The organism is Leeuwenhoekiella marinoflava DSM 3653 (assembly GCF_900129005.1).
Classification (GTDB): Bacteria; Bacteroidota; Bacteroidia; order Flavobacteriales; family Flavobacteriaceae; genus Leeuwenhoekiella; species Leeuwenhoekiella marinoflava.
Window position 1 is genome coordinate 1 of the sequence record NZ_FQUN01000041.1, and the last position, 2,463, is coordinate 2,463.

The following is a 2,463-nucleotide window of genomic DNA, read 5'->3' on the forward strand; positions in this document are numbered from 1 at the left end:
TTAACGATTAACAATCCTACCCAATCCAGAAAACCAAAAAAAGTAGCTGTAGCCAGAAACCAAAAAGACCGCCTAAATGTTTTTAGACGGCCTCTCTCTTATTCTATATAAAATCAGATTATAGCTCTAACAATCCGTTAGTTTTCCTAACTGCTGCTGCACTTTCCTGAAGTTTTGCTTTTTCAGCATCTGTAAGATCCATAGGTACTATTTTCTCAATACCCCCTTTTCCTAAGATAACTGGAACTCCGATACAGATATCATCTAAGTCATATTCACCTTCCAACAAAGCTGAACAAGGGAACATCTTTTTCTGGTCACAAGCAATTGCCTGAACTAATCCAGAAACAGCAGCTCCTGGAGCATACCAGGCAGAAGTACCTAACAATTTAGTAAGCGTAGCTCCACCCACTTTAGTATCTTCTTTAACTTGCTCTAAGCGGTCTTCAGCTAAAAATTCTGATGCGAGAACACTGTTGCGGGTTGCAAGACGCGTTAGAGGAATCATACCGGTATCACTGTGACCACCTATAACCATTCCGTCAACATCAGAAATCGGACACTCTAAAGCTTCAGCTAAACGATATTTAAAACGTGCGCTATCTAAAGCACCACCCATTCCTATAATTCTATTTTTAGGAAGTCCGGTAGTTTTATGTACTAAATAAGTCATAGTATCCATGGGGTTACTCACCACGATAATGGTAACATCTGGAGAATGCTTAATTAAATTTGAAGAAACATCTTTTACAATACCTGCGTTGATACCTATAAGTTCTTCACGAGTCATACCCGGCTTACGTGGAATACCACTCGTAATAACAGCGATATCACTGCCGGCAGTTTTAGAATAATCTCCGGTTGTACCGGTAATACGCGTGTCAAAAGCATTTAAAGAAGCGGTTTGCATCAAATCCATCGCTTTACCTTCTGCGTAACCTTCTTTGATATCAAGAAGAATAACATCTGAGGCAAAATTTTTCATCGCTATATACTCGGCGCAACTTGCACCTACAGCTCCTGCTCCTACTACGGTAACTTTCATGGGTATGTATTTTATAAGATTTATTAAATAAGTTATTGCAACCCGCAAAATAATTGCGTTATCGATTGCGGTTCTAAAATTACGACTTCATTTAATCTTTTAAGACTCTAAAGACTTAAAATTAGGTTATGATTTGCAATATCTAGAGTGTTTATTATATCCTGTCAGATTGCAAACTTTAAATCCTTTAAACCGAAAAACCACTTTTGGGCATAAAAGCATCAAAAGTGGTTTAGCAAGTTTAAACAAGAAATCTTTATCTAAAGCTAAAGGCAATACCCGCGCTTAAATTATTATACTCCTGAACCGTATAGTCTGCATAAATTTTGAAAAACGCTAAGTTTAAACGCGCTCCTAAAGAAGCTCTAACACTAGACGGACTATAAGAAAGCGCAATAGGATCTATCAATGTAGTTCTGTCAGCACCTCCATTATAATCTACATTATAAGTACCTAAAACATTTAATTCTGATTTACCTCCTGTGTATCCTAAACCACCGTAAACAGTTATAAAAGGAAAGTCTAATGAGGCTACTCCCTGAAATGTATAAGAGTTTAATTTAAATTCTGCAGCTTGATTTACGCCATCTATTGACGAGCCGTCTTCAATATCATAATCAATACTCATTGAAGTAAACGCACCCATAACCGCAATATTAAGTGGAAGCTTATCTAAAGGACCAAAATACTGCATTAAATTATGCTTTAATCCCACACCAAACAAACTACCTTTTACATCGTCGCTTCCTAATTTCGGAGTTGCTCTAACCATTAAATCAGTATCATAAATTAGCCCTACACTTGCCTGAAGTGTTGGAGCCGGCATAGCATTTAAGGGCAAATCATCTTTAATCCCTTCCGGCATTGTAAAAGTACCGGTATCTCCATCTTGCGTCACAACAGTTACATCAGCAGGAGTTCCACCACCAGCAACAGTTGGCGTAGTCCCAGAAGTAGCTGTAATTGTATTTTGAAAATCTAAATCAGCAAAAGCAAATAGTTCTTTTTCAGAAGGTACAATTGCAGCATTCACACCTATTGTGATATCAAAGCCCAATTTTTTATGTGTCTTAGCGGTATGATACCAACCTCCAGACATACTATAGACCAAACCTTCCATTGCCGGCGAAATATAAGCTCCCATCAAGGTATTAGCATCTTGAGCCCCAGCAACAATTATCGCCTCAAAACCATCGTCATCCTGTGCTAAAGCAGTTGTTGAGATAGTAATCGCACTTAAAAACAGTAGTATTTTTTTCATTTATTTGATTGATTTGGTTTATTCAAAAATAACAAACTCCCTGAAAGACACAAGGCTACAACAATAAAAAGAGGCCGTCTAAAAACATTTAGGCGGTCTTTTTGGTTTCTGGCTACAGCTACTTTTTTTGGTTTTCTGGATTGGGTAGGATTGTTAA

The 2,463-nt window shown here is 37.6% G+C and carries 2 protein-coding genes; both read right to left on the bottom strand.

The features are described 5' to 3' along the window. Nucleotides 1-118 precede the first annotated feature (118 nt). Nucleotides 119-1,045 (bottom strand): malate dehydrogenase, encoded by a 927-nt coding sequence (locus tag BUB91_RS20585; protein WP_073101324.1) that lies wholly within the window; start codon nucleotides 1,043-1,045, stop codon nucleotides 119-121. A 256-nt stretch (nucleotides 1,046-1,301) separates the two neighbouring features. Then, nucleotides 1,302-2,306 carry a DUF6588 family protein gene (locus tag BUB91_RS20590; protein WP_073101326.1) on the bottom strand — a complete coding sequence of 335 codons (1,005 nt, stop codon included), beginning with the start codon at nucleotides 2,304-2,306 and terminating at the stop codon, nucleotides 1,302-1,304. Between the last annotated feature and the right edge of the window lie 157 nt (nucleotides 2,307-2,463).